This window comes from Paraburkholderia sp. J7, assembly GCF_905220155.1.
Classification (GTDB): Bacteria; Pseudomonadota; Gammaproteobacteria; order Burkholderiales; family Burkholderiaceae; genus Paraburkholderia.
The window spans coordinates 281,569-305,021 of record NZ_CAJMYZ010000009.1; the positions used below are offsets into that span (position 1 = coordinate 281,569).

Genomic DNA, 23,453 nt, shown 5'->3' on the forward strand with positions numbered 1-23,453 from the left:
CGCGGTAATTGAGAAGATTTGATATAGCTATAACTTTTCCTCAACCCCATGACCCCGTCGCTCAATTCGATCATCTCCCGCCTTCATGTGAAGCAGCTCCGTCTCCTGATCGCGTTGGGCGATCACGGCTCGCTGCTGAAAGCCGCGCAACAGGTTGCCCTCACCCAGCCAGGTGCGAGCAAAGCGCTGCAGGAGATCGAAACCACGTTTGGCACGCCGCTTTTCAACCGCACCAATCGTGGGCTCGAGCCCACCGAAGCGGGACACTGCGCGATCCGCTATGCGCGCCTGATCCATACCGATCTCACGCATTTGCGCGAGGAGCTGGTCGGACTTTCGCGCGGGCGTGGCGGGCGTGTGGCGGTTGGCGTGATCATGGGCGCGGTGCCGCTGCTCACCGAGGCGATTTCCACGCTGATTGCGGCGCATCCGGAAATGTCGGTTGAAATTGTCGAAGACACGAGCGCGGCGCTCCTCGGCCAGATCGACGCAGGCAGGCTCGACCTCGCGATCTGCCGCACCACGGTCAGCCAAACGCCGCAGCACTACGAGAGCGTCAAGCTTCAGGATGAAACGCTCGCGGTGATCGCCAACGTGCGGCATCCGTTGCGCCGCGCGAAGAAGCTCGCGCTCAAGGACATGGAGAAGTACCGCTGGGTGGTCTACCGCGCGAACATGCCAATGCGGCTATTGCTCGAACGCGAGTTTCGCGAGGCCGAAATCCGCTTTCCGACGCACCTGCTCGAAACGACGTCCGCGTTCGCCACGCTCGCGTTGCTACAGGGCAATCCGTCGTTCGTCGCGCTGGTGTCCATCGACGTCGCGCAGTTCTTCGCCAGCCAGGAGATGGCCTGCATCCTCCCGCTGCGCCTCGCTTCGCGCAGCGAACCCTATGAACTCGTCACGCGCAAAGGCGCGCCGCTCGCGCCCGCGCCACGGCTGCTCATCGAAACGCTGTGCGACAAGCAGGGCATCGAATGCTGAGCGCGCTTCTGAGTGCGCGACGGCCGAACCCGGGGAAACCCTGGCATTGACCTAAATCAAATCCCTCCCGCACAATGAACCATATCGTGGACTTAACGTCCATATTATGGACAAACGAGAGTAACTGATGACGGACAAAACCTATTCCCCCATGACGCCGTATCAGCTTCCGTTCCCCAAGGAAGCGCAGCAGGAAATCGTCATTCCCCACGCCATTCCCACCGACGAGCGCGTGTGGGTGCCCCAGGCCGAGAACGTATGGTTCCGCCCGTTGTGCCTGAACACGGCACAGGGCTACTGGATGAACTTGCTGCGCGTGCGTAAGTCAGGTGTCCTGAGCAGGCACCGGCATCCGCAGGCCGTTCACGGCATGGTGCTCAAGGGGCGCTGGCGCTATCTGGAGCACGACTGGGAAGCGACCGAAGGCAGCTACGTGTTCGAGCCGCCCGGCGAAACGCACACGCTCTACGTGCCGGAAGACGTCGAGGAAATGATCACCTACTTCCAGGTGAACGGCGTGATGTTCTATTGCGATCCGTGGGGCAACTACACGGGTTACGAAGACGTGTTCACGAAGATCGACATGTGCCGCAAGCATTACGCGGCTGTGGGTCTTGGCGAGGACTACGTGGACCAGTTCATTCGATGAGCCGCGCCCAGTATGATTTCACGGGGCGCGTGGCCGTCGTGACCGGCGCGGCGGGCGGCATAGGCCGCGCGATCTGCAATGCGTTCGCGCGCGGCGGCGCGCGCACGGTCAACTGGGACCGCGTGCCCGGCTCGCTCGATGCGCAAGATGCGCCGCGTCATATCGAAGCCGACGTCACGCGCCCGGAGACGATCGAAGCGGCAGTGGCCGCGACGCTCGCCGAATTCGGGCGCATCGACTATCTCGTGAACAACGCGGGCTTCGCCGGCTCGACCGTGCCCCTCGACGCCTACGATCCCGCCGAATGGCAACGCATTGTCGACGTCAATCTGGTGGGCACCTACCACGTTTGCCGATACGTCGTTCCCGCCATGCGCCGTGCGGGGTCGGGGCGCGTCGTCAATGTCGCCTCGCTTGCGGGCAAGGAAGGCACGCCGAACGCGTCCGCCTACAGCGCGGCGAAGGCCGGCGTGATCGCACTCACCAAATCGCTTGGCAAGGAACTCGCGCAAGCGGGCATTCTTGTGAACGGCATTGCGCCCGCTGCCGTAGAAACGCCGTTGCTCGCGCAGATGTCGCCCGCCCACGTGCAGACGATGATAGACAAAAGCCCGCTCGGGCGCCTCGGCAGCGTTGATGAGGTTGCCGATCTCGCGTTATGGCTTTGTTCGGATTCCTGCACGTTCAGCACCGGTGCGATATTCGATCTTTCCGGCGGCCGCGCGACGTACTAGCCCACGAACCGCCCGCCCCCACACACACGATAACAGCCAAAAGGAGACACGCCGTGATCAAAAAATCGCAACGGCTTAAACGCACGCAGACGATAGCCATCGCTTTTCTGACAATAGCGGGCATCGTGAACTATCTGGACCGCAGCACGCTTTCCATCGCCAATCATTCGGTGGCGGAGGAACTGCATCTGAACGCTTCGCAAATGGGCTTGCTGCTTTCGGCATTCTCGCTCGCCTATGCGTTCGCGCAATTGCCGGTGGGCGCGATGCTCGACCGTTTCGGCTCGCGCGTGATGCTCGGGCTCGGCATGCTGGTGTGGTCGCTGGCGCAGGTCACGGGCGGGTTCATCCAGACGATCAATCACTTTCTCGCGGCGCGCGTAGTGCTGGGCATTGCCGAAGCGCCGCTCTTTCCGGCGGGCGCCAAGGTCATACACGAATGGTTCGCCGTGCGCGAACGCGGCGCGCCAACCGGTACGTTCGTTTCCTCCTCCACCATCGCGCCGATGATCGCGCCGCCACTCCTTACCGTGCTGATGCTCACGTTCGGCTGGCGTCCGATGTTCATCATCATGGGCGTGCTGGGCGTGCTCGTCGCGATCGGCTGGTATGTGGTCTATCGCAACCGCGACCAGGTCACGCTCACAGCCGAAGAAACCGCCTGGCTCGAAGACGGCGCCACCGAAGCGCCGAAAAAGAGTGCGCTGAGTTTCGCCGAGTGGGGCATGCTGCTCAAGCAGCGCAATACGTGGGGCATGATCTTCGGCTTCATGGGCGTGATCTACATGGTGTGGCTCTATCTCACCTGGCTGCCGGGTTATCTGGAGAAGGAACGTCATATTTCCATCGCGCATACGGGCTGGCTCGTCGCCATTCCCTATGTGTTCGGCACGATCGGCATGGCGAGCAGCGGTTTTATTTCCGACTACCTGCTCAAGCGCGGCATGGCGCCCATCCGCAGCCGCAAGTGGCCGCTGTGTGTCGGCCTGATCGGCGCGGCGGCCTTCACCGTCCCCGCCGCCTACACGCCGAGCACCGCGCTCGCCATTACCTATGTTTCCGTTGCGATGTTCTTCGTGAACATGTCGAGCGGCGCGGCCTGGGCGCTCGTGAGCGTGGCGGCCCCCCGCCATCTCGTGGCGTCGCTTGGCAGCATGCAGAACTTCGGCGGCTATTTCGGCGGCTCGTTTGCGCCGGTCATCACCGGCATCGTGGTGGACCAGACGCACTCGTTCGTGAACGCCCTGCTCATTAGCGCAGCTGTCGCGTTCGCCGCCGCGTTCGTCTATCTCTTCGTCGTCAGGGAAGTCGCCCCCGAAGGCGAGCGCCAGGCGGCCGCTACCCAACTCACCTGATTCACTCATTCATTCGCACTACGCATCATGACATTCAAGGACAACTTTCTCGCGGGCAAAGTCGCGCTCGTGACCGGCGGCCACTCCGGCATCGGCGCGGCCATTGCCAACCGGCTCGCCCAACTCGGCGCGTGCACGACGGCCGCGGGCCTGCCGCCTCCCGCCGGCACGCCCGACGCGCTCGATGCCGGCGTGCAGCGCGCCGCGCTCGACGTGCGTTCGACGGAAGACGTCACGCGGCTGATTGGCGGTTTCGAGCGGCTCGATATCGTCGTGAATTGCGCGGGCGTGATCAGCCGCGGCGAAGAGCACCAGATCGAGGCGTTCGAGCGCGTGCTCGACATCAATCTCAACGGCACCATGCGCGTGTGCGCGAGCGCGCGCGAGTTGCTCAAGGCGTCGTCTGGTTGCATCGTCAATACGGCCTCCATGCTGAGCTTTTTCGGTGGCGGCCTCGTACCGGCCTATAGCGCCAGCAAGGGCGGCGTGGCGCAACTCACGCGCTCGCTCGCCATCGCCTATGCGCCCGACAACATCCGCGTGAACGCGGTTGCGCCCGGCTGGATCGCCACGCCGCTCACCCAGGCGCTGCAAGACGACGGCGGCCGCTCACAGGGCATACTCGAGCGCACGCCGATGAAGCGCTGGGGCCAGCCCGAGGAAGTCGCGAACGTCGCCGCGTTTCTGTGCTCGCCCGCTGCTTCGTTCATGACGGGCGCGATCGTGCCCGTGGACGGCGGCTATCTGTGCGCCTGATCGCCTGAAATTGCGGGCATAATGGCGCCACACATGGTGCCCGCAAGCTTTCCGATGTCAACCACAGATTCTCCCGCCTCCTCCCAACCCGGCGACGCCAAGGGCGTTGCCGGCACGGCTGCCTTTTCGAAATTCATCGCCGTGCTTCAGCTCATTGCCGACGCCAGCACGCCGCCGAACATCGCGAAGCTCGTGGCCGCGAGCGGCTATCCGCGCCCGACCGTGCATCGCATCGTCGCCGCGCTGCAGGCCGAAGGGCTCGTCGCGGCCGTGGGCGGCGGCAATACCTTCGCGCTCGGGCCGCGTCTCGTGAATCTCGCGAGCCGCAGCTGGGAGCGCTCCGACCTGCGCATCGCCGCCGTCGACGCCCTCATGGAGCTGCGCAACACCACCTCGGAAACGGTGCATCTCGCCGTGCCCAGCGACGGCGCGATGGTGTACATCGAAAAGCTCGAAAGTCCGCACGCCGTGCGCATGGCCTCGCGTATCGGCACGCGCGTGGCGATCACGTCGAGTTCGGTTGGCAAAGCGTGGCTCGCCACGCTCACGCCTGCCGAGCGCGAGCCGCTGCTTGCGCAGGCGCCGCGCGTGCGTTTCACCGAACATACGATGACGGACCTCGACGCGATTCGCGACGAGATCGAACTCACGGCGCAACGCGGCTATGCCGAAGACCGCGAAGAAAACGAGCAATCGATCTGGTGTTACGGCGCGGCGATTCTCGGCGCCGACGGCCAGGCCGTGGGATGCGTGAGCGTCAGCATGCCGATGTTTCGCCGCCAGGAAGACGCGCAACGCAGCTACATCGAGCCGCTGCTCGCCGCGTGCCGCACCATTGCCGCGCGGCTGGGCCCCGTTGCCACGCGTTAGTGCAATAGTCACCGGGCTCGCCTGCTTCGCCTCTTCCACACGCCGCTCGTCGGCATTACCCGGATAATTCGCCTGCCCGAAGCGTGTTGGCCGGGTACGTGTTTCCGCGGTCGTCGGCTATACCATTACAATGAGCGTCTGGGGTGACCAGAGCTGTCTGCACACTCATATCGCGCCCGAACAATCCTCTTGAACAGGCTTAGCAAGATATGCAAGCAGGAAACGAAAGACGCTCGGGAATCGCAACTCAGCAAAGCCGCTCCCGACGAGGGACCACGCTAATCCGGATCGCGGTCGCGGTTACGCTTCCAGTGCTCTTAACCGTGCTGTTCGTCTCAAAGACCATGACGAGGCCGGAGGAAGCCAGGCATACTCTCGCGAAACAGGACATTGCCACCATCATGCAAGCCCTGGATAGCTATCGTCGCGACAACGGCCGCTATCCGACCCAGGCACAAGGCCTGCGTGCGCTGATTGAAAAGTCCAACACCAATCCCACGCCAGGCGTCTGGAAGGAAGGCGGCTATCTTGCGCGATTACCAGACGATCCCTGGGGCAATCCCTATCAGTATCTCAATCCGGGCGTGCATGGTGAGATCGATGTGTTCAGCTACGGTCAGGACGCCAGGCAAGGCGGCGAAGGCGACGACACCGACGTCGGCTCATGGGAATAGTTGCGTCGTCAGCTTCGGCCAAGCACTGGCGAGAAGCTGACGTTCCTCCGGAGGGCACGCGTTAGGTGTTTCTATTCACTCGACCACGAGCGTCGATTTCAAGCCAACCGCATTCGCGAGGTTGTAGACGTTAGGGGACGTCGCCATCACCGCGTCATGCACTTGCTCGAATTGCTCCCTGGTGCCGTCGCCCCTGATACGAACGATGTACCGCAAAGACTCGTAGCCGTTCGCGATCTGCGGGTCGAGACCGAGAAAGCCCCTCAGGTCGATGTCGCCCTCGGTTTCTATCTCGAGCGATTGCAACGTGATCCCGCGGACGGCGCATTGTGCGACGTAGCCCACCGTCATGCACGCGTTCAACGCCGCAATCAGATGTTCCTGGGGATTTGCAAACCGATTCGCACCGCCGAGTTCGCATGGCTCGTCGATATCGATCGTGAAACGGCGCGGCACCTGCTGGCCACCGATCGAAAACCCGTGGACCTCGGCGCGACTGCGCGTCTGTCCCATCCAGGCGGTCGCGACGCGCCAGTTGGTCGCCGCTTTCGACGTATCGCGCCTGACGTCTTCGATCAGTGCGAGCAGATCGTCGACGTTGAGCCCGTTGACGATGTTCGCTTCAGTTGACTGTGCATTGGCATTCATGATTCTCTCTCCTTGAAATTGAATGTTTCATTCACGTTGCGTCACGCTCAATGCAGTGTGGCGAGCGCAGCGCGGATACGCATTCCTTGCTCTTCGGAGACGAGCCGATCGAGCACCTGCGCGAAATGGGGATGATGCATGCCGGAATGGATGTACTGCCACCGGTAGGCGTGATGGAAATTCGCTTCGATTGACGTGGCTTCGTCCTCGTCGACCGCACGCCCGCAGTTCGCCATGAAATATCGCGAGTCCGCGGCCGCCTGCGCGCGCAAGAAGCCGTCGAACGCGACCACCAGGTCGATGAACTCGTTGACTGCGCTATCGCGCGCCGCATCCGTGAGCGTGGCGTCGTTTCGTTTCCACTCGAGTTCATCGAGAATGGCGTGCTGACTTTCTTCCTTCCAGTGGTAAAGAAATACATCCTTGAACAGTTCGGATAGCTGATCGTCTGCATGGATACTCTGTCGATAATGAATCTGCGAGAAGAGTTCGATATGCAGCGTCATGGCCTGCACCGCCCAGGTGCTCTTGCCAAGGACCACGGCGGCGAGCGCGTCGGGGTCGACGTCGAAGCGATAACCAGCAGGCAGCGTTTCGCCGATCATGTGCTCGATACGGCGGAACAGCGCCTGGTGTTTGAGTTCTTCGTCGCTGAAGCGAACGAGCGCTTCGAGCGCCACCTGATCGCCGAGCCAGTAGTCGCGGCTCACTTCCAGCACTTTGGCGTTGATGAAGCGCTCGACCAACCCGAACACGTTCGCGTAAGTGCGCCCCTGAATCTGGCTGACGAACCGCTTCTCGCTTTCCGAGAGCGTGTTGAAATCCGGCACTAGCGAGAGGCCGTCGGGCAAATATTTCTGGGACATATCGAAGGCACGGCCGCCAATCACGTCGCGGTCGATGTCCCAACTGACTCTCTTCGAAGCGCGAATGCATCGGGCGTACCGATCGCGATCGGACTCGCGCAATACCAGGTTCATGGAAGTTCTCCCAATAGAGACCGTGGAGCGGTCTGGTGTTGAGCGTGGACTCGCCGGGCACAGCCAGTTGAGCGAACTGGCATTCCCGGCACGCTCAATCTACGATTGGGTGTTTTGAAGTTCTATGATCGAGTCGCCGGGCGATATGACTGAAACGCCTTTTCGACTCGCTGGCGGACATGCTTCGAGCCAGACGACGCTATCGAGAGTGCACTGCGTCTCGCCAAATGCATCACGAATCCGGCGATGCCGCAACGCCACTCAAGTGTTGTGAGTGCCGAGCTGATCCGTCCAGGTCGTCGGTCTTTTCCTTGCTCTTGCGCCAGCCCGCCGGAGGCATGCCGAATTCGCGTCTGAATGCGCGACTGAACGCGGCTTCCGACTCATAGCCAATCTGTTCAGCAACAGCGATCATCGACTTGCTACTGGTCAGAAGTTCGTGCGCGGCAATCTGCATGCGCCATCTCGCAAGGTATTGCATGGGCGGCTGGCCCAGAAGCTCGGTAAAGCGTTGCGCCAGCGCGGAACGCGACAAGCCCACCTTTCGTGCAAGCTCGTCGACGGTCCACGCATGCGCCGCTTGAGCATGAAGCAACGACAGCGCGCGTCCAACGTAGCGGTCACGCACGCCGGCAAGCCAGCCGGTCTGGTCCTCAGGTAGCGCTTCAATACAGCTACGGATCGCTTCGACGAACAACAGCTCCGACAGCCTCGCAAGCACAATCGTGCCGCCCGCGCGCGCCTCGGCCGCTTCGGCGGCGGCCAGCTTGAGAGAGGACTCGAGCCAGGCCGCACGCGGATCCTGGCGCATATCAATCTTGAAGAGCCGCGGCAGCGTTGAGAGCAGCGGGTTGTTCAGGGTGTCGTCGCTGGCCAGAAAGCCGCACACGATGCGCGTCGCCGCCCCGCCGCCGCCATGGCACAGCGTCATCACCTCGCCGGGTGCTGCCGCCATCTGCCCGGCCAGCAGCGAGTCCGACGGCACGGGCACAAGATCGATCGCGCTACCCATGATGTGCGTCTCGCCCTGCGGCACCACGATCAATTCCCCGGCATGGACGTGAATAGCCGAACCGGGATCGTCGGCGAGCTGCGCCCAGCAATTTCCCTCGACGACCAGATGATAGGAAACGATACGTTCGGAAGGGGGCAAATAAGCGCCGCAGAGCGACGCATCGGTGCGACCGATCAGACACCACGGCGCGGTGAATGTCCCGTTCAGAAACACGGCGCCGCTTAGACGAATGGCGCGCAGAACATCAGAGACTGCATCCATGAATAGCTCGCGTGAAATGCGATTTCCCTGGCGGCAATTCGCGCCGCCGGTCATTCGTCACGATGGACAAGGGCTACATGTTATACCCGCAATCTCACTCAATGACAGTTCCCTTACTGACGATTTCATCCCGCTTAATGAAGCACTTTGCGCGTATCGGACGCTTGCCATATGGCCGCGCGGCCACCGGCGCGCACGCTCGATCAGGATGACCTGGTAATTTTTGGACGCCCGGCAACGGGCACGCAACGCATCGTCAAGAAGTGGACGATCGGTCAAAAAAGATCGACGTACGAGCAGGACTGCAAAGGCTCCACGCGGGCAATGTTCGTCACAGGAAGGAACATCACGGACCGGCGTCATCCCTGCTTCGCAATCAAGCCTTCCTCGGACTCTGGAAACCTGGCGCGCCAACCCACTCGCACGAATCGGTTCACACACAGTGACTCTTTCGGGCAAAAGCGAAAAGCGTGAGATACCGATGAAATGCCTGATAAGCCGTGTGATCCATCACCCAATGGTCGCGCTATCCGTTTTCTATGTGGCCGACGTGATGCATCACGTCGATTACAGCGTCTCTGGCGCTCTTCTGGTTCTGACCGCGAAAACGGTCTCGCGCATTTTCAGCGTATTGAACAGGCAATAGCGCGGAGATATAAAGCGGTTACGGATGAATTCCCGGGCGCAGCGCGGGGCTTGCTTGCAGTGTCAATTTCAAATACTTTGTGCGAGTTGTGGATTCAACTCGAGATGCAGCACGACGAGCCAGCGGCGAGGGCACGCGTTGGCAATGTCGAGTGGCGCTCCCTGAGCGCCGCCGGTCGGCGCGGGCCCGATGAATCCCTGCTCTTTTGCTGCGGCCCATGCAGCCCGCGCGTCGGCCACTAGCCAGTGGCTCACGAGAAAGCACGTAATGCAGCTGAAAATCACCGTCTCGACGTCGGAAATGCCCGGATCGATTCGTTGGGTCGCGTAGCCGAACACGGCAGTCAGTATCTGGTCCACGGAAAACGTGAGCAGCGCGAGCTTCAGCCAGCCTCGAAAGCGCATTGGCATGATTAACGGAGTACCACGGGATTGAACGGCGGGTGATCAAACACGGCAACGCCTCAGGCAGATTCGACGCGCAAGTGTAGGCGTGGCGTTGTTATCCGCACAAGAAAAAATGCCGTAAAAATCGCTGCATTGACGCACCGGCAGCCGATCTTTTACTGCTTAAGGCGTGCCGTACCGCCACGCTCCGGGACCTCGCGGAGCGCGGCATCGCAGCGTGCGTGGAACGCGGCGGCGCGATAGCACCGCGCCACGTGGATGCGCGGTCAACGCGAGGTCAACGCGCTATTACCGGCAAACCGGCAACTCCGCGGCGCGTGCCCTTTGTTGCGTCGCGGCCGCCGCGTTGTACGAGTCCATGTTCTGCGCAGCATACCGGTACTGCTGGTCGGAAATGGTGTACTGCTGGAGCTCGCGGCTGCATCGGTCGCTCGACGAGCGCGTCTGGCACCGGCGTACGGTGGCCAGCGCCTGGAGCCGCTGATTGTCGGCCGATGCGTAATCGTTGCCTATGCGATACGCGTCGAAACCCTGCGTGATCGCAGCCACACGCGCTTCGGTCGCCGCGTGCTGGCGTGGCGTGGCGCAAGGGGCCGTGGAGCCTGGCTGGGTCTGCCCGAAAGCGTGCATGGCGACAAGGCACAGGGACCATCCGAGCCATGTAGATTTGCGCCGCATGCGATTCCTCATATTTTCAGGTTGTTCTCGCGCTGCAAAATCTCGCCGCCAGCACGTAAGTTCAATGTAGATATCCACCGCCGCAGGAGCAAGAAGATTCGTAACGAGTGAGGGCCGCTTTGGTGAGCTACCGCACAGAGCGTGCGTACATCGGCATGTTCGAAAACGTGCAGCGGGCGACATTGCCGTGCCACCGCCGTGCAATGCGGACTACTATATTGTCAGTGTATTGGGCTAGCTGGCAAAGGAGGCTCGATGGCCGACTGGTCGAACATGATTCGAGATTTCGTCGACGAAATCGCTGCGAGCGTGGCCATGATCGGCCGCGACGAGCGGGGGCAGTTCGTCGTCTCGGCGTGCAACGATCATTTCATGCGGATGACGGGCGGCAGACGCAATGCGATCAAGTCATTCCCGGCGTCGTTCGATGCGCTCATTCCCAACTACGCCAGAACCGAATTCCGCCAGAAACTGACCGAATGCTTTGAAACCGGCGTCGCCCGGGAACTCGAGCAAGCCTACGACCTGAGGGACGGAACGCACTGGTGGCGCTTGTCGTTGAAGCCGATACGGCACGCCGAAAGCGGCGTCTCCGTGCTCGAGATCATGGTGACGGGTCTGGAAATCACCACGAAAATGTTGCTGACACATGAACTCGAAGTCAGCACTTCGCGCTTTCGCTCCGTCGTGGATGCAGCCTACGACGCGATCATCACGATCGACCAGCAGCATTGCATTACGCTGTTCAACCGTGCCGCCGAAAACCTGTTCGGCTACTCCGCCACGGAAATGCTCGGGCACCCCATTACGGAACTTCTGCCGGAGCGCTACCGCGCCAATCATTCGCAATACGTCCACCAGTTCGCGCGCTCGCCCGTGCGCTCGCGGCAAATGGACGAGCGCAATCGCGTTTATGGGCTCCATCGCGACGGGTCGCTATTGCCTGTTGAAATCGCGATTTCGAAAATCAACGTGGGCGGGCTGATCGAATTCACCGCCGTGATTCGCGATATTGCCGATCGCGTTCAATTGATGGACTTGCTCCAGAAGCAGGCCGTGACCGACGAACTGACCGGCCTGCCGAACCGCCGTGAATTCGCTGACACCGTTGAAAAGCTGCTCGAATCGGACAACACGCTCTCTGTGTTCATTCTCGATATCGATTACTTCAAGAAGATCAACGACAGCTACGGACACGATATTGGCGACGAAGTGCTGCGTGTCCTGGCCAAGGTCGTGATGAACTCCGACTGCCGGATTCGCGTGTTTGCCCGCTGGGGCGGCGAAGAATTCGTCGCTGCATTGCCCGACTTCGATATCGAGCAGGCAACGGCGGCAGCCGAAGAGTTGCGGCTCACGATCGAGCAGCGCAATTTCGAACATACCTGGCGGCTGGGCAAGCCCGTTCCATTTACGGTGAGCATTGGCGTGACCGAGCGCCTGCCGGGCGAGCACGACCTGGGTCCGCTCATCAAACGCGCGGACCTCGCGCTCTATCGAGCCAAGGACAACGGACGCAACCGCGTGGAAATCGGTTAGTCCTCTCTCGCCAAGGAGCCTCTAATGGACAGAATCGCGCTGGCCTGTGTGGCCGTGCTGGGTCTTTTGCTGTTTGGCCTCGGCGTGAGCATTTCCATGCTGCGCTTTCGCGAGGGCACACTCTCGGGTTGCGCGACGGACCCGGCCAGCCTGCTGCACAAGCTGGTTCGCGCGCACGCGAACACCGCCGAATATGCGCCCTTCCTGGCCGTGCTGTTTCTCTATCTGGGCGCACACTCGCCCTCGCCCGCAACGCTCGCGCTGATCGTGGCGGCAACACTCTGCCGGTGCCTGCTCGTGGTCGGGCTGATCGCGTTTCCCTCGATGGCGAAGCCCAACCCCGCCCGATTTGTCGGCGCGCTCGGCACTTACGCTGCCGGGATCGCGTTGAGTTTTGCGTTGCTGCGTTGAGTCGGGGGGCGTGAGCCGTGCGCGGCGACGCCGCGCCCTTGACTATGCGCGCAACGATGCCAGTAGTTGCACGAGCGCTTCGATGTCTTCATCCCGCGTGCGCCACGACGACACGCTGATGCGCAACGCTGGCCGCCCTTGCCACGTCGTACCGCCGAACCACGTTTCGCCACTGGCCTGCACGGCGCTGCGCAGCGCCTGCGTTTGCACGTCGGTTTCGCAGCGGAACAGCACCTGATTCAGCACGACGCGATTGAGCACCTCGTAGCCGAGGCGCTCGAGTTCCGCGCCGATGCGCTGCGCCTGCGCGTGATGGCGCTCGACCATGGCCGCGACACCGCCGCGGCCCAGCGTGCGCAGCGCCGCCCACACGGGAATACCGCGCGCGCGGCGCGAGAACTCCAGCGTGAGGTTCTTCTGCGCGTCCGCGCTCGCAGACAAATAAGCGGCGTCGCTGTTCATCGCCTCGGCCAACGCCTGCGCGTCGCGGCAAATAACCATCGCGCAGTCGTACGGCGTGTTCAGCCACTTGTGCGCATCGGTCGTCCAGCTATCGGCGCCTTCGATGCCCTCGGTCAACGCGCTCAACGCGGCTGACGATGCGGCCCGCGCCCACAGGCCAAACGCGCCATCGACATGCACCCACGCGCGAGCCTCCCTCGCGCGCGCAATGATCGACGCAAACGGGTCGAATTCGCCGGTATTCACCTCGCCGGCCTGCAGGCAGAGGATCGTATGGTCGTCGAGCGTCGGGAGGCGCGCAACATCCACGCGCCCATGCGCGTCGACGCTCGCATAGACGATGCGATCGAGCCCGAAGCCCAGAATGCGCAGCGCCTTCTTCACCGTGATGTGGGCGAGTTCCGAAATCACGACCTTGATTTCGGGCGCGCCGATCAACCCCTGGCGGTCGAAATCCCAACCTTGCCGTGCAAGCAGCGCGCGCCGGGCGGTCGCGAGTGCGCCGAGCGTGCACGCCGTGGCGCTGGTGCCGAAGCCCACGGCGCTTTCGCGCGGCAGGTCGAGCGCTTCGAGCACCCAGCGGCCCGCGACTCGCTCCACCGTGGCGGCGACCGGCGAGTTGTCGAACGTCGAGGCGCACTGGTCCCACGCCAGCATGAGCCGCTCCACCGCTGCTGCCGCAGGCAGCGCCGCGCCGATCACGAAGCCGAAGTAGCGCGGGCCGTTCGAAGCCGTGGTCGCCGGCGAGCCGACACGGTCGAGCAAAGACAGCGCGTCTTGCGCGGGCAATCCGCTTGCGGGCAGCGGCTCGTCGAACGCACTGAGCGCCGCGATGGCCTCGTTCGAGGGGAAAACACGCCGCGTGGCGTTTCCTTCGACATAGCGCAGCCCGCGTGTGTCGGCATCCGCCAGTAGTTTCAGTTCGTCCATTCAAGCCCCCTGTCCGTTTTTCCATTCAAATGTCAGTTCAGCGCTCAGGCTCGCCAGGCCACGCGCGGCGTGCTTCGCACTGTAACGGCCCAGAACAGCAGCGCGAGCAAACTCACGGCCGCACCTAGCATACACACGCCATGCCAGCCAGCTACGGCATACGTCGCTGTAGTGCCAATCGCGCCAAGCCCGCTGCCAGCCGCATAGAACAGCATGTAAAGGCTCACGAGTCGGCTATGCAGGTGCTCGCTGCCGCGAAAGATCAAGCTTTGATTGGTTACATGCAACGCCTGGCCGCCAAGATCGAGCAGCACGATTCCAACCAGCAGCATCCATAGCGAATGCCCCGGCATCGAGAGCGGCCACCACGCCAGCAACAAGAGCGCGAGCGCGGCAGCGCTGGTGCGCTGGCCCCAACCCCGGTCGGCCCATTGGCCGGCGCGCGCGGCGGCAAGCGCGCCCGTCGCCCCGGCGATGCCGAACGCTCCAATCGCCGTATGGGAAAAATTGTAGGGTGGCGCGCTCAACGGCAGCACCAGGGCGCTCCAGAAGATATTGAGAATCGCGAACATCAGCAGCGCGAGCACGCCGCGCGTCTGCAGCACGCGATCCGAGCGCAGCAACGCGAACATCGAGATGATCAGTTGTCCATAGCTCATCGTGCCCTGCACCGTGCGCACAAGTTTCGGAAGCCAAAGCCACAGCGGCACAGCAAGCGCGAGCATCACGGCGGCGGAACAGCCATACACCCCGCGCCAGCCCGCCAGATCGCTCACGCCACCTGCGAACACGCGAGCCAGCAGCAGGCCAATGAATACACCGCTGCCCGCTGCGCCCACCACTCGCCCGCGCTCGTCGGGCGCGGCCGCCGCCGCCGCATAGGCGATCAAACCCTGCGTCATGGCCGTACCCAGCATGCCAACACCGAGCATGCCAGCCAGCAGCACCGCGACGGATCGCGCGAGACTGACCACGCACAGCGCGCCCGCCAGCGCCAGCAATTGCACGAGCATCAGGCGGCGGCGCTCCACCCTGTCGCCCAGCGGCACGAGCAGCAGCAACGCCAGCGCGCAACCGGCCTGCGTCGCCGTGACCACGCCGCCAACCGCGGCGCGGGTAATGCCGAAATCGCGCGCCAAAGCGTCCAGCAAAGGCTGCGCATAGTAGACGTTGGCAACGCTCAGGCCGCTAGCCACAGCGAACAGCAGTACGAGGCCGCGCGGCATCGGCGCGCGCGACCGGACGAAAGCATCGCGGGCCGGCGACGCGAGCGCGATGGAATCCGCGTCCATGATTTGCGATCCAGTTTCAAAACAAAACTGGTTGAATGGTAGGGCAGCTAGTTTTAAAATGCAACTACGTGAGGCGAGCCCATTTCGCCGCTGCGTACCCGCAAATCAGGAAATCGCCATGGCAAGCCGCAAATCCGCGAAGAAGGAAACCTGTCCCGTCGCACGCTCGGTGGACGTGATCGGCGACCGGTGGTCGCTGATGATCCTGCGCGACGTTTTCGACGGTGTTTATCGCTTCGGTGACATTCAGCGCAATCTGGGCGTGGCGCGCAATATTCTGTCTGGCCGTTTGAGCCAGCTCGTCGAGGCCGGCATTCTCGAAACACGGCCTGCCTCCGACGGCACGGCCTATCAGGAGTACGTGCTAACGAAGAAAGGGGAAAGCCTCTTCCCCGTTATCGTCGCCCTTCAGCAGTGGGGCGAGCGCCATTTGTTCGAACGCGGCGAGAAGCATTCGTGGTTGATCGACAAAGCAACGGGCAAGCCGTTGCTTTCCATGTTCCCGCAGACCCGCGAAGGGCACCCGCTCACGCCTCACGACACCGTGGTCAAGAAACCCGCGTGACGGCCCTTTCGTCAGGCGCAGCGCCTGCCCGGCTCACACGGCCGGATCGATAGGCGAAGGCGGCGCGCCGCGTTCTTCGATCGCCTGGCCCGCCAGCAAACACAGGTCCTCGCGAAAGTGCCCGGCCACGATCTGCACGCCCACCGGCACGTCCTTCACCATGCCCGTCGAAACGACGAGTCCCGGCAAGCCCATTGCGGGCAACGCGCGCATGGTGAGTTGCGCATCCCATACGCGCTGGAAGCCCGCCGCGCCCTGCATGTCGAGGTTATCGGGGAACGGCAGTTCGCCCGAAACCGGCAGCAGCAGCACGGGATACTCCGCAAGGAACAAGCGCCATGCGCGCGTGAGCGTCGTGCGGCGCACCAGCGACGGCACCACCACGTTCTCGGGCATCGCCGCGACCTTGGCGCGCACGCCATCCACCACGGCCTGCGCACCCGGGTCGCCGTCGCGCGCCACGGCGTCGGCGAGCGCCGGGAAACCGTCGCCGAGCCACAGGCGCTCCTGCACTTCGCCGGCGTCGCGCAAGAGCGGCACGTCGTCGATCTGCTCGACCGTCCAGCCCGCGTCGGCGAGCCGGCGGCCGGCGTCGAGCAAGGCGTCCTCCACTTCCTTCGTGATGCTCATGCCGCCCGGGCGCAGGCACAGCGCCGCGCGCCGCGGCACGTCGGGTCCGATGAGGGGCGCAGGCGCCCACCAGGGGTCGCGCAGGTCGGGCGCCGCCAGCGCCGCGAGCGCCACGCGCAGGTCCTCGACCGTGCGCGCCATCGGGCCCGCGCCCGACATCATCTGCGCGCCGATCGGCCGCTCGGGCGACGACGCGTTGAACGCCGGCACGCGCCCGATGCTGGGCCGCAAGCCATGCACGCCGCACGCATACGCGGGGTAGCGCACCGAGCCGCCAATGTCGGTGCCGAGCGCGATATGGCCAATGCCGGCCGTCACCGCCGCCGCCGCGCCGCCGCTCGAGCCGCCCGGCGTGAGCGACGCATTGCGCGGGTTCTTCGTATGCCCGTGCACCTGGTTGCTCGTGAACCAGCGCAGCGCGAAAGTCGGCGAATTGGTGCGGCCGAGCAGCACCGCGCCGGCGCGCACGAGGTTCTCGACAGCGGGGCTGTTCACCTGCGCGATCAGATCCTTTTGCAGGCGCGTGCCGTTGGTCGTGGCAAAGCCCGCCTGGTCGATGTTGATCTTCGTGGTCACGGGCACGCCCGCGAGCGGCCCCGGGTCTTCGCCGCGCGCGAGCGCCGCATCGATCCTGTCGGCCTGCTGGAAGACCCATTCGGGCCGATAGTCGATCACCGCGTTGATGAGCGGATTGACGGCTTCGAGGCGCTCGAGCGCGGCCTTCGCGGCCTCGCGGGCGGACACCTCGCGCGCGCGAACCTGCTTTGCGAGTTCAGTTGCGGTTAAACGCCAAAGTTCAGTCACGATCCCTCCGGTTCGTTGGCAAATTGAGAATGAGTCGGTCAGGCGCTCGCCGATAACGTCTCGACACGCCGCCTGTCGCGCAGGACGGCCAGCGCGAGCGCCGCCAGTCCGCACGCCGCGATGAGCGCGAGCAGCGCCGCCCGGCCGCCGTGCACCAGCACCCAGCCGCCCACAGTCGGAAACCCGAATGCGCCGACGAAATACGCCGCGACGAACCACGTGAGCGCGGCGCGGCGGTGCGCGGCAACGGAGTCGTTGACGGCCTGAAGCTGGACGATCGGGTAAGCGAGCCCGTACCCGGTGCCGAGCAGCACCGCGGCCGCCGATTGAAACAGCACGTGAAACGGCACGACGAACATCGCCGCGCTGCCCAGCACCATCATCGTGAGCAGCACTTTCGTCGCCGTTTCGGAGCGCAGCTTGATGACCACGCGCGAGAGCAGCCAGCGCGTGGCGATGACGGTCACCGTGTAGACGCTGAAGAAGGTGGTCGCTTTCGCCTCGGTGCCCTGCACGAGCGACATCTGGAATGTCATGAGGCCCGAGAACACGCAGCCGCCGAGCGCGATGATGACGATGGGATACACCGCGCGCGTGCGGGCGATCACGCCCGCCTTCAGGAGCCACGGGTCCGGCGAGGCCGGCTCCTGCGTCACGCAAGCGGAGCGCACGTGCGGCGCAATCCGGCCGAATAGTTCGAGCAGCACGGCCGCCAGCACGCACAGGCCGCCGATCGCGTAGAGCACGCCGCCAAGCGGCATGCGCCAGAAGCGGATCGCAAAGCCCGCAATCGCCGGGCTGCCGCCGATGCCCGTCATCTGCATGGTGGCGAAGCGCAGGAACCAGAGCCCGCGTTCGGCGTCGTTCGTACGCTCGGCGAGCGCCATGGGGGCGGCGAGACAAAACGCACCCCAGCCGAAGCCCACGAGGAAGCCGGGCACGACATCGAAGCTGCTCACGTGCTCGACGAGCGCAAAGCTCACCACGCCCGCCCCCACGCAGAGCGCCGCAAGCGCCGCCATGCGCGCCGCGCCCACATGCTGGGCGACCCAGCCGGTGAGCGAGACGCCCACGAAGGTGCCGAGGGCCGCGCCTGCGAGCGCCACGCCGGTGTTGATGTCGTTCCCGCCGATGGCGTGCACGCGCATGGAGAACAGGAACGTCGCGCCATAGCCTGCCGATGCGAGCAGGACGCCGACGAGCATGATGAGGGCACTGAATGGACGCACGGCAGGCCTTCCGGACGATGAGGCAAGCGTGCACATTATCAGTCCCTGTGCCCAGCGCTGCATTCGGGTGCTCCTCGGGGTGCGATGACGGTGGCATGCGGGCCGCCGGGCAGTGGAAGCGCTTCCACTGCCCGGCGGGTTACGGGCGGCGTGCGGGTTACTTTGCGTCCTGCTGTGCGTGCTCGGCCGCGTCGATGATCGCGTCGGCCACCGCCTTCGGCTGGCTCAGGATCGAGACGTGGCTGCCGTTCACGCGCGTCACCTTCGCGCCGATATGCTTGGCCATCGATTCCTGCAGTGCGGGGTCGATCATGCGGTCGCGCGCCGTCACAACGAAATATGAGGGCTTGTCATGCCACGCGGCCTGCGTGACCTTCTGCGAGAGGGCGCCGCTGAACCACGGGCCCTGAGTGGCCGCCACGATGCGTTGCTGCGCGGGCGGCAGGTCGGGTGCGAAGTCCTCGCGAATCGCCTTGTCGGATAGCGTCAGGTAGCCCGCCGAGTCTTTGCGCAGTTCGCTCGCCCACGGCGCGTCCGGCTGGCCCTGCGTGATATCGGCGATCGACTGGCCGTTGTCGGGCGCGAAAGCCGCGACGTACACGAGCGACTTCACCTTCTCGTCGTTGCCCGCCTCGCTGATCACGACGCCCGCCCACGAATGGCCAACCAGCACCACCGGGCCCTTCTGCTGCTCGATCACGCGCTTCGTCGCGGCCGTGTCGTCGGCGAGCGAGCTGAGCGGGTTCTGCACGGCGACCACGTGCAGGCCGCGCGCTTCGAGCAGCGGAATCACGCGGCTCCAGCTCGAGCCGTCGGCGAACGCGCCGTGCACGAGCACGACGTTGGTGCCTTTCAGATCCTGCGGCGGCGCGGCGTGCGCCGCCTGCAGCGCGAAGAGGCCGCCGATGAGCGCCACGGAAGTGAAAATCTTTTTGATCGAAGCCATCGTCTTTCTCTCTTCTTTTATCGGGTCGTTCGGTGGGTCGGGACGGGCGTATTACGAATGCGCGTAGATCGGGCCGAGGCCGGGGACATCGTCCTGCGCAGCGCGTGCGGCGTCCGCGTCGCGATGCGCCGCGCCCGAAGCGGACGAGCCGTTCGCCACGCCGCCATACGACGGCGCGATGGCTTGCTGGGCGGCCTGCAAGGCTTCCACGCGCGAGAGCGCTGCCTGGATGTTGCGCGGGTATTGGGTTTCGTCGGCGGCGGGGTTGTAGCCGGCCTTCTGCAACTGCACGAGTTCGGCGCGCACCTGCGCACGGGTAACGGGCTCGTTCGACTGCGCGAACGAAAGAACCGGGGCGGCGGCGAGAGCAGCAAGGGCGAGGAGCTTGAGGGCTTTCATGACGTTCTCCAAAGTGAGGTAGACAGTAGTTCAGATCGGGTTGCCGTTCAGCGCGAGGGGTGTATCGAGCTGGTGTAGGTGTATTTGAACGCCCGGATGTATCTGCCGTGTTTCCATTTGGGGCGCGGTTTGCGTATCAACGTGTCCGGATTGCGCGCAGATACATTGCGCTACAAAAAGCCCCCATGAGGCGCGGCGCGGGCCGCAACGCAAACGCCGCCGCGCCCGCGAGGGCACGGCGGCGTGGCGCGGGGTTAGCGCGTATCAGCCGAACGTGAAGCTGTAGACGTGCGCGCCCGGGTCGAGAAAGCGGATCTCGAAGGTGTGTTCCCCGATGCGGCCGGACTGGCGCACAAGCTGATACAGGCGCGGGCTCGTGGCGACGCCCGTGCCGTCCGCTGCGACATCGGCGCCATGCGCGGCGCCCGGCGGCGCGCCGTCGATGCTGATGCGAAAGCGCACGGGCTTGCCGTCGGCGGTGGGCGCAAGCACCAGGTGCAGGTCGCGCGCATGGAAGCGGTAGGCGATGCTCGCCTGCGGCGCCCCCGCCACGGCGGATTCGGCGCCCACGTTCCACTGCCCGCCGAACGCCCACTGGTTCAGGTCGAGCTGCCCGGGCAATGTGTAGGCCGCGGCCGTATCGCCGTGCACGCGCTCGGGGTTCGCGTTGCCCTGCGCCTCGCGATACCCCACGTAGGTTTCGCCCGAGCCGATGTCGCGCAGGTCCGCCGGAGCCAGCGCGCCGCTCGCCTGCGGCGCCTGCGGCGTGGCCGTGGGCGTGGCGTGGCCGTTGTCGGCGAGCAGTTGCTGGATCGCCTGCTCGGCCTGGGCGTAGTCCCCTTCGCCGAAGTGGTGATAACGCACGCGGCCCTGGGCATCGACGAGATAGAACGCCGGCCAGTACTGGTTGCCGAAGGCGTTCCAGATGCGGTAGTCGCTGTCCACGGCAACGGGATAGCGGATGTTCAGGTCGGCCAGCGCCCGCTTGACGTTGCCCGTGTCATGCTCGAAACCGAACTCGGGCGTGTGCACGCCGATCACGACGAGACCGTCGTTGCGGTAGCGCTCCGCCCACGTCTTCAGATACGGCAGGGCTCGCAAGGAGTTGATGCACGAGTAGGTCCAGAAGTTGACCAGCACGACCTTGCCGCGCAGCGCTTCGGGCGTGAGCGGCGCGGAATTGAGCCAGGTGATCGCGCCGTCGAGCGGCGGCAAACGGCCTTCGACCGGCAGATCGGCGGCGGCCGCGTGAGCGGGCAGTGAGACGCGCACGATGTGGGCGGACAGATCGGCTGATTGAGGGGCGAACTGCGAGGTCAACTGCGGCGCCGGGCTCGACTGTGCCTCCCGTTCCACATGCGGCGCCGGCTCCGCGCGATTCGCGGCGGGCGCCGCCAGCAAATCGACGAGGCGCGCTTCCACGCCATTGGTCGGCGCACCCGGCAAGAGGACGAGCAAGCGCGTATCCAGACCCAGCGCGATCGCACCGACCGTGAGGAGCACGAGCGCGCCCATTGCGCGCCGCACATGCTCGCCCACGCCGAGCGAGCGCTTGAGCGCGGCCATCGCGCGATGACCGAGACCCGCCACTACCGCAAGCGAACTGGCGGCGCCCACGGCATAGCCCGCGAGCGCGGCCCACGTCTGCCAGGTCACGCCGTGGCGGGCTGCACCGGTAATGATGAGACCGAGGATCGGCCCGGCGCACGGCGCCCAGAGCAGCCCCGTCGCCGCACCGAGCAACATGGCGGAGCCGATGCGGCGCGACGCGCCGTCGTCCTGCGAGCGCGCCATGAAGCGCTCGGCGAGCGCAGTAAGCGGCCCGGAGAGGCGCGCAGCAAGCGCGGGAAAGAGCAGCGCCGCGCCGAAGAGCGCGAAAAGCCCGAGCGCGATCCAGCGGCCGTACTCGCTCAACTGCGCCGCGCCGTTCAGACCCGCGGCGCCCAGACCCGTGAGCAGCGCGAACGTGAGCGCGAGGCCGAGCAGCATGGGCAGGCGGCCGCTCAGGAAGGGCTCTTCGGAGCGCGCGAACACGAACGGCACGACTGGCAGGATGCAGGGGCTCAGGACGGTGAACGCACCGCCCACGAATGCGATGACGATGAGTAACATGAGTTCGGTCTCCAGACGAATGTCGGCGGACTTGCCATGTGACGTATTTCAGCGCGAGCATGTATCCGGGGAATGTCTGGAACGCGTGCGTCGTGCATCGTCATGTATCGCGAAAGCGGTTTGATACATGCCGATACAAACGCGCGGCGGTGGACGCGCTGTGGATGCGCAGCGAGCGATTTGTATCGCTACGTATCGCGCCCCGGCGGCGACACACTACGTTTCAACAGTGCCGCGGCGGGGACACGAGCCAGATACGTGGGAGCGTTCCAATACGCTCGTCGTCCACACAAGGAGAACCCTCATGATCTCTCGTCTCAAGATCGCCGCTGTCGCCATCGGCCTCGCCGCTAGCGCCGGGCTCGCCGCCTACGCCTCCAGCGAAGAACCTTCGCTCGGCTCGGCCGCGCTGCAAACCGGCGCGCAGGCGCCCAACTTCACCGGCATCAACAACTGGCTGAACAGCCCGCCGCTCGACCTCAAGCAGTTGCACGGCAAGGTCGTGCTCGTCGACTTCTGGACCTTCGACTGCATCAACTGCGCGCACACCATCCCGCATATCAAAGAGCTGGACGCGCGCTATCGCGACAAGGGTCTGGTGGTGGTCGGCGTGCACACGCCCGAGTATTCGTTCGAGCGCGACACCGACAACCTGAAAAAGGCGATCAAGCGATACGGCATTACGTACCCGGTCGCGCAGGACAACGGTTACGCGACGTGGAATGCCTACGGCAACCAGTACTGGCCGGCGGTGTATCTGATCGACCAGAACGGCAAGCTCGTTTATACGCACTTCGGCGAAGGGGATTACGCGCAGACCGAGCAGAAGATTCGCGATCTGCTGGGCATCCAGGGCAAGCAAGGATGATCGACTGGCGCGCGCCGCTCCGGGTTCCGGGGCAGCGCGCGTACCATGCGATATTGGGCGCAAACCCGAAAAAGGAAAAAGGCCAATGTCGAATGCCTGGAAAGGCCGCTGCCTGTGTGGCGCGGTGCAATACCACGCGCGCGGCGCCGCGCTGACGCAACTCATTTGTCACTGCCGCGATTGCCAGCGCGCTTCAGGGTCGGGCGGCTTGCCTGTCGTCGTCGTGAGCGCGGGCGAATTCTCGTTCGAGGGCGAAATCCGGTCTTACACGATAACCGGCGGCAGCGGCATGCCGACCACGCGCAATGCGTGCGCACGTTGCGGCAGCCTGCTCTTTGGCACGCCCCAGCATGCGCCGGATATCGTGACGATCTACGCGGGAACGCTCGACGACCCTTCACGCTTCCATGCCGAATTCGTTCAGTTCACGTCTGACCGACATCAGCTCGATGCCCGCGGGCCCGGCATCGCCCAATATTCGGGACGCGCGCCTTGAGGCGATTCAAAGATGCCGCGTTTCCCGAGGCGGATTGCCCCAGTCGTTCGCGAGACCATTGGCATACGCGGGCGGCCGCTTGACCGCGTCGTTCACGTCGAGGTGGTCGGGAC

24 protein-coding genes are annotated in these 23,453 nt (G+C 64.3%); 12 read left to right on the top strand and 12 right to left on the bottom strand.

Features of this window, described 5'->3' with window-relative positions:
• The first annotated feature begins 48 nt into the window (after positions 1–48).
• The 7 genes from U5A58_RS17250 (at position 49) to gspG (ending at position 6,022) form a co-directional block, all read left to right on the top strand.
• Positions 49–984 carry a LysR family transcriptional regulator gene (locus U5A58_RS17250; protein WP_321962344.1) on the top strand — a complete coding sequence of 312 codons (936 nt, stop codon included), beginning with the start codon at positions 49–51 and terminating at the stop codon, positions 982–984.
• A gap of 127 nt (positions 985–1,111) precedes the next feature.
• Positions 1,112–1,633, top strand: a complete 522-nt coding sequence (locus tag U5A58_RS17255; protein WP_133181145.1) for a 2,4'-dihydroxyacetophenone dioxygenase family protein — start codon at positions 1,112–1,114, stop codon at positions 1,631–1,633.
• A complete protein-coding gene (locus U5A58_RS17260; protein WP_321962345.1) occupies positions 1,630–2,367 on the top strand; it encodes an SDR family NAD(P)-dependent oxidoreductase in 738 nt (245 codons plus the stop codon). Before U5A58_RS17255 ends, U5A58_RS17260 begins: the two co-directional genes overlap by 4 nt.
• 53 nt (positions 2,368–2,420) lie before the next feature.
• Positions 2,421–3,722, top strand: coding sequence for an MFS transporter (locus tag U5A58_RS17265; RefSeq protein ID WP_321912025.1), 1,302 nt, complete (start codon positions 2,421–2,423; stop codon positions 3,720–3,722).
• A 27-nt stretch (positions 3,723–3,749) separates the two neighbouring features.
• Positions 3,750–4,478 carry an SDR family NAD(P)-dependent oxidoreductase gene (locus U5A58_RS17270; protein ID WP_321962346.1) on the top strand — a complete coding sequence of 243 codons (729 nt, stop codon included), beginning with the start codon at positions 3,750–3,752 and terminating at the stop codon, positions 4,476–4,478.
• A 54-nt stretch (positions 4,479–4,532) separates the two neighbouring features.
• Positions 4,533–5,348, top strand: coding sequence for an IclR family transcriptional regulator (locus U5A58_RS17275; RefSeq protein ID WP_321962347.1), 816 nt, complete (start codon positions 4,533–4,535; stop codon positions 5,346–5,348).
• Between the two features lie 209 nt (positions 5,349–5,557).
• Complete coding sequence (gene gspG / locus U5A58_RS17280; RefSeq protein WP_321962348.1) at positions 5,558–6,022, top strand: type II secretion system major pseudopilin GspG; 465 nt, start codon at positions 5,558–5,560, stop codon at positions 6,020–6,022.
• Positions 6,023–6,097: 75 nt separating this feature from the next.
• Here gspG and U5A58_RS17285 read toward each other — a convergent pair whose 3' ends face one another.
• From U5A58_RS17285 to U5A58_RS17305, 5 genes are all read right to left on the bottom strand, one after another.
• The gene (locus U5A58_RS17285; RefSeq protein ID WP_321962349.1) at positions 6,098–6,670 is read right to left on the bottom strand and encodes an OsmC family protein; all 573 of its coding nucleotides are present in this window, start codon (positions 6,668–6,670) and stop codon (positions 6,098–6,100) included.
• A gap of 47 nt (positions 6,671–6,717) precedes the next feature.
• Positions 6,718–7,650: a hypothetical protein gene (locus tag U5A58_RS17290; RefSeq protein WP_321962350.1), complete on the bottom strand. Its 933-nt coding sequence runs from the start codon at positions 7,648–7,650 to the stop codon at positions 6,718–6,720.
• Between the two features lie 232 nt (positions 7,651–7,882).
• Positions 7,883–8,926, bottom strand: a complete 1,044-nt coding sequence (locus U5A58_RS17295) for an AraC family transcriptional regulator (RefSeq protein ID WP_321962351.1) — start codon at positions 8,924–8,926, stop codon at positions 7,883–7,885.
• A gap of 714 nt (positions 8,927–9,640) precedes the next feature.
• Complete coding sequence (locus U5A58_RS17300) at positions 9,641–9,982, bottom strand: hypothetical protein (protein ID WP_321962352.1); 342 nt, start codon at positions 9,980–9,982, stop codon at positions 9,641–9,643.
• Positions 9,983–10,267: 285 nt separating this feature from the next.
• The gene (locus tag U5A58_RS17305) at positions 10,268–10,657 is read right to left on the bottom strand and encodes a hypothetical protein (RefSeq protein WP_321962353.1); all 390 of its coding nucleotides are present in this window, start codon (positions 10,655–10,657) and stop codon (positions 10,268–10,270) included.
• A gap of 255 nt (positions 10,658–10,912) precedes the next feature.
• Here U5A58_RS17305 and U5A58_RS17310 point away from each other — a divergent pair, with 255 nt between their 5' ends.
• The gene (locus U5A58_RS17310; protein ID WP_321962354.1) at positions 10,913–12,196 is read left to right on the top strand and encodes a diguanylate cyclase; all 1,284 of its coding nucleotides are present in this window, start codon (positions 10,913–10,915) and stop codon (positions 12,194–12,196) included.
• Between the two features lie 24 nt (positions 12,197–12,220).
• Positions 12,221–12,607 (top strand): MAPEG family protein, encoded by a 387-nt coding sequence (locus U5A58_RS17315; protein WP_321912036.1) that lies wholly within the window; start codon positions 12,221–12,223, stop codon positions 12,605–12,607.
• Positions 12,608–12,649: 42 nt separating this feature from the next.
• Here U5A58_RS17315 and U5A58_RS17320 read toward each other — a convergent pair whose 3' ends face one another.
• Complete coding sequence (locus U5A58_RS17320) at positions 12,650–13,999, bottom strand: pyridoxal phosphate-dependent decarboxylase family protein (RefSeq protein ID WP_321962355.1); 1,350 nt, start codon at positions 13,997–13,999, stop codon at positions 12,650–12,652.
• A gap of 44 nt (positions 14,000–14,043) precedes the next feature.
• Positions 14,044–15,225: an MFS transporter gene (locus U5A58_RS17325; RefSeq protein ID WP_321962367.1), complete on the bottom strand. Its 1,182-nt coding sequence runs from the start codon at positions 15,223–15,225 to the stop codon at positions 14,044–14,046.
• Positions 15,226–15,409: 184 nt separating this feature from the next.
• On the opposite strand from U5A58_RS17325, the gene U5A58_RS17330 reads away from it, so the two are divergent.
• Complete coding sequence (locus U5A58_RS17330; RefSeq protein ID WP_321962356.1) at positions 15,410–15,856, top strand: helix-turn-helix domain-containing protein; 447 nt, start codon at positions 15,410–15,412, stop codon at positions 15,854–15,856.
• 33 nt (positions 15,857–15,889) lie between these two features.
• Here U5A58_RS17330 and U5A58_RS17335 read toward each other — a convergent pair whose 3' ends face one another.
• The 5 genes from U5A58_RS17335 to U5A58_RS17355 all read right to left on the bottom strand — a co-directional run bounded on the left by U5A58_RS17335 (position 15,890) and on the right by U5A58_RS17355 (position 21,976).
• Positions 15,890–17,290 (bottom strand): amidase family protein, encoded by a 1,401-nt coding sequence (locus tag U5A58_RS17335; protein ID WP_321912040.1) that lies wholly within the window; start codon positions 17,288–17,290, stop codon positions 15,890–15,892.
• Between the two features lie 38 nt (positions 17,291–17,328).
• On the bottom strand, positions 17,329–18,519 hold the full coding sequence (locus tag U5A58_RS17340; RefSeq protein ID WP_321962357.1) for an MFS transporter: 1,191 nt from the start codon (positions 18,517–18,519) through the stop codon (positions 17,329–17,331).
• A 157-nt stretch (positions 18,520–18,676) separates the two neighbouring features.
• On the bottom strand, positions 18,677–19,465 hold the full coding sequence (locus U5A58_RS17345; protein WP_321962358.1) for an alpha/beta hydrolase: 789 nt from the start codon (positions 19,463–19,465) through the stop codon (positions 18,677–18,679).
• A gap of 51 nt (positions 19,466–19,516) precedes the next feature.
• Complete coding sequence (locus U5A58_RS17350; RefSeq protein WP_321962359.1) at positions 19,517–19,864, bottom strand: DUF4148 domain-containing protein; 348 nt, start codon at positions 19,862–19,864, stop codon at positions 19,517–19,519.
• Between the two features lie 264 nt (positions 19,865–20,128).
• Positions 20,129–21,976: a cytochrome c biogenesis protein DipZ gene (locus tag U5A58_RS17355; protein WP_321962360.1), complete on the bottom strand. Its 1,848-nt coding sequence runs from the start codon at positions 21,974–21,976 to the stop codon at positions 20,129–20,131.
• Between the two features lie 304 nt (positions 21,977–22,280).
• On the opposite strand from U5A58_RS17355, the gene U5A58_RS17360 reads away from it, so the two are divergent.
• Positions 22,281–22,844, top strand: coding sequence for a thioredoxin family protein (locus U5A58_RS17360; RefSeq protein WP_321912050.1), 564 nt, complete (start codon positions 22,281–22,283; stop codon positions 22,842–22,844).
• A gap of 85 nt (positions 22,845–22,929) precedes the next feature.
• On the top strand, positions 22,930–23,340 hold the full coding sequence (locus U5A58_RS17365) for a GFA family protein (protein ID WP_321962361.1): 411 nt from the start codon (positions 22,930–22,932) through the stop codon (positions 23,338–23,340).
• Positions 23,341–23,453: the final 113 nt, after the last annotated feature.

Excerpts from the sequence above, each read along its gene's own strand:
- U5A58_RS17250 (WP_321962344.1), top strand. The coding sequence starts at position 49 with ATGACCCCGTCGCTCAATTCGATCATCTCCCGCCTTCATGTGAAGCAG.
- U5A58_RS17255 (WP_133181145.1), top strand. The coding sequence starts at position 1,112 with ATGACGGACAAAACCTATTCCCCCATGACGCCGTATCAGCTTCCGTTC.
- U5A58_RS17260 (WP_321962345.1), top strand. The coding sequence starts at position 1,630 with ATGAGCCGCGCCCAGTATGATTTCACGGGGCGCGTGGCCGTCGTGACC.
- U5A58_RS17270 (WP_321962346.1), top strand. The coding sequence starts at position 3,750 with ATGACATTCAAGGACAACTTTCTCGCGGGCAAAGTCGCGCTCGTGACC.
- U5A58_RS17275 (WP_321962347.1), top strand. The coding sequence starts at position 4,533 with ATGTCAACCACAGATTCTCCCGCCTCCTCCCAACCCGGCGACGCCAAG.
- gspG (WP_321962348.1), top strand. The coding sequence starts at position 5,558 with ATGCAAGCAGGAAACGAAAGACGCTCGGGAATCGCAACTCAGCAAAGC.
- U5A58_RS17285 (WP_321962349.1), bottom strand. The coding sequence starts at position 6,670 with ATGAATGCCAATGCACAGTCAACTGAAGCGAACATCGTCAACGGGCTC.
- U5A58_RS17290 (WP_321962350.1), bottom strand. The coding sequence starts at position 7,650 with ATGAACCTGGTATTGCGCGAGTCCGATCGCGATCGGTACGCCCGATGC.
- U5A58_RS17295 (WP_321962351.1), bottom strand. The coding sequence starts at position 8,926 with ATGGATGCAGTCTCTGATGTTCTGCGCGCCATTCGTCTAAGCGGCGCC.
- U5A58_RS17300 (WP_321962352.1), bottom strand. The coding sequence starts at position 9,982 with ATGCCAATGCGCTTTCGAGGCTGGCTGAAGCTCGCGCTGCTCACGTTT.
- U5A58_RS17305 (WP_321962353.1), bottom strand. The coding sequence starts at position 10,657 with ATGCGGCGCAAATCTACATGGCTCGGATGGTCCCTGTGCCTTGTCGCC.
- U5A58_RS17310 (WP_321962354.1), top strand. The coding sequence starts at position 10,913 with ATGGCCGACTGGTCGAACATGATTCGAGATTTCGTCGACGAAATCGCT.
- U5A58_RS17315 (WP_321912036.1), top strand. The coding sequence starts at position 12,221 with ATGGACAGAATCGCGCTGGCCTGTGTGGCCGTGCTGGGTCTTTTGCTG.
- U5A58_RS17320 (WP_321962355.1), bottom strand. The coding sequence starts at position 13,999 with ATGGACGAACTGAAACTACTGGCGGATGCCGACACACGCGGGCTGCGC.
- U5A58_RS17325 (WP_321962367.1), bottom strand. The coding sequence starts at position 15,225 with ATGCCGCGCGGCCTCGTACTGCTGTTCGCTGTGGCTAGCGGCCTGAGC.
- U5A58_RS17330 (WP_321962356.1), top strand. The coding sequence starts at position 15,410 with ATGGCAAGCCGCAAATCCGCGAAGAAGGAAACCTGTCCCGTCGCACGC.
- U5A58_RS17345 (WP_321962358.1), bottom strand. The coding sequence starts at position 19,465 with ATGGCTTCGATCAAAAAGATTTTCACTTCCGTGGCGCTCATCGGCGGC.
- U5A58_RS17350 (WP_321962359.1), bottom strand. The coding sequence starts at position 19,864 with ATGAAAGCCCTCAAGCTCCTCGCCCTTGCTGCTCTCGCCGCCGCCCCG.
- U5A58_RS17355 (WP_321962360.1), bottom strand. The coding sequence starts at position 21,976 with ATGTTACTCATCGTCATCGCATTCGTGGGCGGTGCGTTCACCGTCCTG.
- U5A58_RS17360 (WP_321912050.1), top strand. The coding sequence starts at position 22,281 with ATGATCTCTCGTCTCAAGATCGCCGCTGTCGCCATCGGCCTCGCCGCT.
- U5A58_RS17365 (WP_321962361.1), top strand. The coding sequence starts at position 22,930 with ATGTCGAATGCCTGGAAAGGCCGCTGCCTGTGTGGCGCGGTGCAATAC.